At 44.3% G+C, this 7,055-nt stretch carries 6 protein-coding genes and 2 pseudogenes; 1 reads left to right on the top strand and 7 read right to left on the bottom strand.

The genetic code is table 11. The features are described 5' to 3' along the window. The 3 genes and pseudogenes from G475_RS0117085 to G475_RS26470 all read right to left on the bottom strand — a co-directional run. The coding region (locus G475_RS0117085) for a transposase (RefSeq protein ID WP_026702308.1) at positions 1–210 on the bottom strand (210 nt) is incomplete at its 3' end. A 755-nt stretch (positions 211–965) separates the two neighbouring features. After that, positions 966–1,991, bottom strand: coding sequence for a potassium channel protein (locus G475_RS0117075; protein ID WP_026702307.1), 1,026 nt, complete (start codon positions 1,989–1,991; stop codon positions 966–968). Further along, positions 1,979–2,276: pseudogene (locus G475_RS26470) on the bottom strand (S-adenosylmethionine decarboxylase family protein). Before G475_RS26470 ends, G475_RS0117075 begins: the two are co-directional and overlap by 13 nt. Before the next feature lie 132 nt (positions 2,277–2,408). On the opposite strand from G475_RS26470, the gene G475_RS0117065 reads away from it, so the two are divergent. After that, positions 2,409–2,621, top strand: coding sequence for a hypothetical protein (locus G475_RS0117065; RefSeq protein ID WP_156911770.1), 213 nt, complete (start codon positions 2,409–2,411; stop codon positions 2,619–2,621). Between the two features lie 155 nt (positions 2,622–2,776). Here the strand turns inward: G475_RS0117065 and G475_RS25490 are convergent. From G475_RS25490 to G475_RS0117045, 4 genes and pseudogenes are all read right to left on the bottom strand, one after another. Beyond that, a pseudogene (locus tag G475_RS25490) lies at positions 2,777–4,121 on the bottom strand (GH1 family beta-glucosidase). Between the two features lie 21 nt (positions 4,122–4,142). Continuing rightward, positions 4,143–5,156, bottom strand: a complete 1,014-nt coding sequence (locus G475_RS0117055; RefSeq protein WP_026702305.1) for a LacI family DNA-binding transcriptional regulator — start codon at positions 5,154–5,156, stop codon at positions 4,143–4,145. A 69-nt stretch (positions 5,157–5,225) separates the two neighbouring features. Beyond that, on the bottom strand, positions 5,226–6,065 hold the full coding sequence (locus tag G475_RS0117050) for a carbohydrate ABC transporter permease (RefSeq protein WP_026702304.1): 840 nt from the start codon (positions 6,063–6,065) through the stop codon (positions 5,226–5,228). After that, positions 6,062–7,003, bottom strand: coding sequence for a carbohydrate ABC transporter permease (locus tag G475_RS0117045; RefSeq protein WP_026702303.1), 942 nt, complete (start codon positions 7,001–7,003; stop codon positions 6,062–6,064). The genes G475_RS0117050 and G475_RS0117045 overlap by 4 nt, the downstream gene beginning before the upstream one ends. Positions 7,004–7,055 lie beyond the last annotated feature (52 nt).

Genomic DNA, 7,055 nt, shown 5'->3' with positions numbered 1-7,055 from the left:
TGGAACCTGCAGATCCGAGATTCGCCCGTATTTCGTATCCAGGTTGCGGTTATAATACCCATTTTTTTGATACGTTTGTTCCGGATGCTCCACCTCAAAATATTGTTCCATTTCCTCTCTCATGATCATTTCCATTTTTTCTTTAACGAAAGGGCGTATCATATCATCCAGTTGATTTTCGATCCAATTCTGTCCTATACTATGACTCATAGGTAGGGTTCCTCCTTTTGATGAATTTTCGTGTTATTTCAAAGGGTACCCTACCTTTTTTTATGCTTTCAAGTCTTACACAAAATATTTTACGTCATCAAAATTTGCGGGCTTGCGGGGATTTTCCGGACATTTGTTCCGCTATCCGGGCTCCAGAGCGCTTCTTTTACGCTGAAAAGGGGGAATAACGGAACAAATGTCCCATTCCGTCTTCAAAATGGGAAAAATCAAAGCAATAGCGGAATATAAGTCCGCCCGCCGTACTCCGAAATCAGAGAACAATAACCGGGACCTCGTCAGCACCAACCTTTAGTTACGCATCCGCTTCAGACGGAAGACTTTACGGCGCGCTGCCGGCACGAATCTTGCTGTTTTGCCGTGCCACCGGTTAAGATTACTCTGGTTTAATGACTTCCAGGCTATAAAGCGTACCTTCGAGACTCGTGCTTTTCCCGCAGGAGTCGACCTATTTTGACTCCGCTGAATGGACGTTCTTGTTATATAAACCCTAAGATGGCCGTTTTACCATTTTTTCTTTCGTTTGGCCCAACCTCCCTCTCTATTCAGCCGAGGCCGGCCGCGGAGCCTCCTATGGGACGAAGACGAACGGAAGATTCCCTTGGTAATGCGATCTTCTTTACCACGTGAGCTGAAGCCGTCCCCATGGAATGCGCAGTGACCGAGTGCAGCGATCCCATCGTCATTGTTTTGTTCGGGTTTCGGCCGGCTCCTATCCTTCTGTCCCGGTCTCATTTTTACATGTTGATAATCTGGTTGTAGGCATCGCGGTTACAGATGACGGCCAGTTTCGTTCCTTCAGGAATGGGCTTGTCCCAGCCTTCCGTGATAAACGACGTTTCATCCGCGATCAGAATCGCTCCCTCTTTTTCTAGAGCGTCACGAGCGTCACGGTAGGTCTTCCAGTTTTTTTGGCTGGGAATAAGATGAAGATCATCCCCGTATTGTTTACTGAGCAGCTGCATAAAAAACGTGCTGGACCCGTGATATTCCGCCGATTTGGCAATCAGGTTTGACACGGATTGATACGAAGGGATGCATTCATTAACACCGGCCCTGGTAAACAGCGTTTCATGTTTATCTAACATAATCTCGGCAATCGTATAAATGGACGTTCCATGTTTTTCGCCGTACGCCTCAATGGTAGAGGCAATCAAGTAGGTCCTGCCATCCGCAAGATCCAGATCGTCAATATCTTTCGGGGCAAAAATACCGACTGTTCGGGCCTCCAGAATATTTGCCTTCACCAGCGTCTGTTCGTCTGTTGCACTGCCGCGGATAAAATGGACACGTTCATGCCGGTAAGGCGTCTTGTCAAGGTTACGGTCGATCAGCACGACCTGTTTGTTTTCGTTTGTTAACATTTCTTCGATGGCACTTTCCGTTTTCCCGTCCGCCCAGCCGATAAATACGGCATGATTCGAGTCTTTAAAAGCCAATCGTCCTTCCTCCTTCGCCTGTTTATAATGAAGCACGGAATCCAGGATTTTGGAAATAACTACCCCGATAATTCCAATACCTATCGGATAGATAAACAGCATTGTAAACCACTGTCCGGCTGCTGTAACTGGCGAAATATCCCCATACCCAACCGTCGTAGAGGTGGTCATCACCCACCAGAGGGCACTCATCGGACTGAATGTTTCTGGTTCAATACTGAGGATGCCTATCATGGAAACAGCGATAAAGAGCAGGGTGAAGAGGGCCAGCGACCAATTTCCAATGTTAATGACTTTTTCGTAGATCTGTTTTAATATGTACATTCCGATACACCTTCTGTTTCGAGAATTTCTCCGCTTCTCCGCTGCAAAAGTTTCCGATGAAGGGTGGAAGGAGAAAGGCGCCGCACCAGATAAGTAACGGCGGCATTGGAATCAATGGAAGCCCCGCACGTGTAGCAGTCCATGCCGCAGAAGCCCTTTTCCGGATAAGTATGGATGCTTATATGAGATTCCGACAACATGGCAAGTTTCCTCATCATTGAGGAAAGAAAAGGTACATTCCCATAAATCAGCAATCTCATGTTTTCCTTTCGTAGTATATTCCACGCCTCATCCCCCATTTTCCCGATGTAAGGACTAATCCTGCTGTACATTCTACCATTCTCTTGATGTGTTATCTATTCATTTCTCCAAATGGAGGCGTATGCTATACTGATGGAAATTAAAAGAGGTTCGGGCATGGGTGTTTTTACAAGAATCAAGGAAATGTTCCGCGCAAGGAAGGTGGAGCAGGAAATTCTGCCGGTCAGGTCAGACCGTGCAGTACTGGGATCTCGTGGACACAGCAACGCAAAAACAGCTGCTGTTGGTGGAAAATGGGGAGACAGCCTGGAGACCAGCACAGGACATGAAGTGAGCGAAAAAGATATCTCCATCTTAGCCGGTACATAAAAAGAAGAAAGGTTCCGTTCCTTTTTCTTTTTTGATAAAGGTCCGGTTCAATAAACCTGTTCTATAACATTTTTCTACCCTCTCCATGGAAGGATGACGCTCAAAATAACAGGCTGCAGAGCCTATCATTTTGGGCATAACTATACTATGTTCAGCTATAATTCAAACCAGCGGTTTTGGACCGTTTTCTGATACCAATAATAACTTTCCTTTTTCGTCCGCTCCAATGTACGGTAATTGACGTGGACCAGCCCAAAGCGCATGGTGTAACCTTCGGCCCATTCAAAATTATCCAAAAGAGACCACACGATATATCCTTTAATATTAACACCGGACTCTAAACTGCGTTGCACCACTGTCATATGCCTTTTCAAATAATCAATACGTTCTGTATCCATGACCCTGCCATTCTGCACTTCATTATTGTAACAGGCTCCGTTTTCTGTAATATAGATTGGAACGTCTCCATAGCGCTGAGTTATGTGGCACAGGACGTTATAAAAACCGTCGGGGTAAACAGGCCAGCCAATATCCGTATGATGATATCCCATATTTATATCTTCAGAGTCCAGCAGACCATTCCCTTTTTGATATCTGGCAACGCTTCCCTCATAATAATTAATGCCAATAAAATCAACAGGCTGCTGGATTAGTTCCATATCCCCTTCTTCTATGGTTAATTCTGCTCCCTTCTGCGAAAACCAATTCACCATAAACGAGGGATAACTTCCTTTAAATACAGGGTCCAAAAACCATTCTATGAACCAGCCCACTTCTCTCCTGCAAGCTTCTCTATCTGCACTTGTCGTGCTGAATGGTTCTTTCCAGGTGGTATTGGGAGCAAAATCCAATCTCTCCTTCCACCCCAAGCTCCCGGAACTTCTGCACAGCCTTCCCGTGTGCTACCAGTAAATGATGGCTGATGTTTAAAGCTAATGGCAGGTCCTGATTTCCAGGGGCATGAACTCCTATATAATTGGACAAAAAGGAGATGCACCATGGTTCATTGATAGTCAGCCATTTATCGATTTTCCCCCTAAATTCTTTAAACATCACTTCCGAATACTCTAAGAAACAATCAATGGTCTCACGATTGCCCCATCCTCCTCGATCCTGTAAGGATTGAGGCAGATCCCAGTGATAGAGTGTGCACACAGGTTTAATTCCTGCATCCAGCAGTCCATCCACAAGTCTATGATAATAATCAAGCCCTTCCCGATTAATGTCCCCTGTGCCGTTCGGAAGGATTCTGGGCCAGGAAACAGAGAAACGATAAATATCTACTCCTAATTCTCGGAGAAGGGCGATATCTTCTTCCACACGGTGGTAACTGTCACAAGCCACATCTCCATTATCGCCGCCGCGGACATTCCCCGGGGTATGGGAAAAAGTATCCCAAATGGAAGCTTTTCTCCCTCCTTCAAACGCAGCCCCTTCAATTTGATAGGCAGCCGTAGCGGCACCTAATTTTATATGTTTTGGAAGTTCGATAATCGTCATTTTCCTACCCCTTTGCTTATTTTATTTTGGCTGACAGGATTCCCTGATCACAAGCTCTGGATCGATAAAGACAGGTGGCATTTCCTGTTTGCCGTGAATTAAGTCATGAAGCATATGAGCGGCCAGCTTTCCCAGTCTTTCTTTATCCTGCCTGATCGTAGTAAGCTGCGGTGTGCTGTAGCGGCATGCTTCTATATCATCACAGCCTATCATGCATATATCATCCGGGGCCTGCAGACCATGGTCTCTCATGGCTTTCATCGCTCCAAAAGCCATTAAATCAGAGGCGGCAAATACAGCTTCAGGTTTTTCCGAGGCAGATAGAATTTGATGCATCGCCGCATATCCGCTTTCCTCAAAATAATCACCATATTCCATCCATTCATTGCGGACAGAAAGACTAAATTGCTCCATGGCCTGCCGGAATCCCCGTTCTCTAATTTTTGCTACGGCAGTATCAGGCGGGCCGCCGATATAAGCAATATTTCGATGGGAATTCACATATAAATGTTCGACTACTCTGGCAGACAGTTTCTTGTTATCCGTAATCACATAGCTGGACCGCGGCCCTTCCAACTCAAAATCCACACCTACACAAGGGATGTCACTTTGTACCAGATCATAAACGGCTTCCTCTATATCATCCCCGGCTATAATCAGACAGCCATCCAATTGAAAGTGACGGCACCTGGCAATATAGCTTCCATTATCCTGTTTAAAATTTTCATTTGAAAACATTACAATGTCATATCCCATGGTCCCAACTGCTTTTTTAAAGGAAGAAACGACTTCATTAAAAAATGGATGGGTAAAATCGACATTTATTTTCCCAGCATAAATCAATCCAATTAAATTTGATTTTTTAGTAGCTAATGATTTGGCAGAAAAGGTGGGCTGATACCCTGTTTCCTGAATCACATCCAGTACTTTCCGCCTCGTCTTTTCTCCAACATTGTCGTAGTTATTGATAATTTTTGAAACGGTTCCAGGAGATACATCAGCCATTTTAGCGATATCCTTGATTGTTAAATTCATCTGTCATCCCATCCATTTACTGAATTTAATTTCGTTTAATTCCTTACATTATAACTGTTTTTATCTTATTTATTTTACCGCTCCCTCTGCAATACTTGATATAAACAAACGGTTGAATAAGAGAAATACAACAATCAGTGGTACCGTGGACCAAAAAACACCGGACATAACCATGCCAAAATCGATATTAGTGGTAGAGTTGAGCGAAGCTAGAGCCACCTGTATCGTATACGAATTCGGGCTGCGCAGAACGGTAAACTGCCATAGGAACTCTCCCCAGACCATGGTAAAAACAATGATGCCCAATGTAGCAAAGGCTGGCAGAATAATAGGAAGAACCACGGACCGGTAGATTTTAAAATTCGAACAGCCGTCTAATTTTGCAGCTTCTATTAATTCATCCGGCACCGATTGATTAATATACTGTCTCATAAGGAAAATCCCTAATGGATTCAGGAAGAATAAAATCATCGCAGCAAATAGGGTATCAAGCAGGCCGAATTCTGCAATCAAAAAATACTGTGGTATTAATCCCAACTGCGGCGGGATAACCATCGTTAACAATATAGCGATAAAAAAACCATTGCGGCCCGGAAAGCGGAACTTTGAAAATGCAAATCCGGCCAGTGAACTAATGAATAACACCACAATAGTGGCAGCCAGACAAACAATGAGTGTATTTAGCATAGACTGAAAAAAGGGAATTTTATCTATGACATTTTGAAAATTTTCTACTAACTGGTCACCGGGCAGAAGGACCGGCGGAATGGAATTATACGCAGCACTGGGCCTGGTCGCCATTACAAACATCCAGTAAAATGGGAATAAGGCGAACAGAGACGCCAGAATTAAGAGGGCATAAACTCCTGCTTTTCCGATGGAAAACTTTTTCTCCTCCACGTTATTCACGCTTTTTTCCCCCTTTTCCGGCCCATTCCGGAAGACAGATACGTATTGACAGCAGCCATAACAACGATCAAAATCAACAGAATAATAGCTGTTGCTGAAGCGGTCCCAAACGACTGCAGATTAAAAGCATCCCTGTACAGATACATCACCACAGTCATGGCTTCATCCCTGGAGAAAGCACTGGATCCCAGAAACACGGTTGGTTCTGCAAAAAGCTGAAGGGCCCCTACCGTTGAAAAAAACACAGTCAGTATAATAAAAGGCTTTAACAGCGGTACGGTAATAAAGCGAAGCTGCTGCGGTTTTGACGCGCCGTCAATTGTTGCTGCTTCATACAATTCATTTGGGATACTCTGCAGCCCCGCTAAATAAATAATCGTGTTATATCCAACCCATCTCCAGAAAACCATGAGCGAAATCGCAATCTTCGTTCCCCATTCCGAGGTTTTCCAATTAATGGGATCCATCCCGAATAAACCAAGAACATAATTCGCGAGCGCTGTCTCATTACTGCTGAAAAAGACACTGAAAATCAGGGCCACTGCTACCAGAGAGGTTATATACGGCATAAAGATGGTCACCCGGAAAAAATGCTTCCAGCGCAGCATGGCCAGATTAAGCAGAAAAGCTAAAATAATTCCTACAATAATCTGTGGGGCTGTCCCCATAATCCCAATAATAATCGTGTTATAAACCGATTTCCAAAACAAAGGGTCTGTTAAGACAATTTGAAAATTTTGGAGACCGGCAAAGGTCATCGGGCTGAAACCATCCCAGCTCTGAAAAGCCAGATACAAGCTGAACAGGGCAGGATAAAGGCCAATGACGGCAAATATAATAAAAAAGGGAGAAATGTAGAGATAAGCACTGATTCGATCTTTGGTCTTTTCCGATAGTCCGCTCGATATTCCCTTCCTTTCTTTGTCAGAAGTACGCATGTCACTCCTCCCCTGCTTCCTTATAAATGGGTGCCGTTATTTGGCAGACTAT

The organism is Salibacterium aidingense DSM 18341 (assembly GCF_000429685.1).
In the GTDB taxonomy this organism is placed as follows: Bacteria; Bacillota; Bacilli; order Bacillales; family Marinococcaceae; genus Salibacterium; species Salibacterium aidingense.
The sequence above is the reverse complement of the archived record's forward strand: the minus strand, read 5'-3'. Positions and strand labels throughout refer to the sequence as shown.

Excerpts from the sequence above, each read along its gene's own strand:
- G475_RS0117045 (WP_026702303.1), bottom strand. The coding sequence starts at position 7,003 with ATGCGTACTTCTGACAAAGAAAGGAAGGGAATATCGAGCGGACTATCG.
- G475_RS0117055 (WP_026702305.1), bottom strand. The coding sequence starts at position 5,156 with ATGAATTTAACAATCAAGGATATCGCTAAAATGGCTGATGTATCTCCT.
- G475_RS0117075 (WP_026702307.1), bottom strand. The coding sequence starts at position 1,991 with ATGTACATATTAAAACAGATCTACGAAAAAGTCATTAACATTGGAAAT.
- G475_RS0117065 (WP_156911770.1), top strand. The coding sequence starts at position 2,409 with ATGGGTGTTTTTACAAGAATCAAGGAAATGTTCCGCGCAAGGAAGGTG.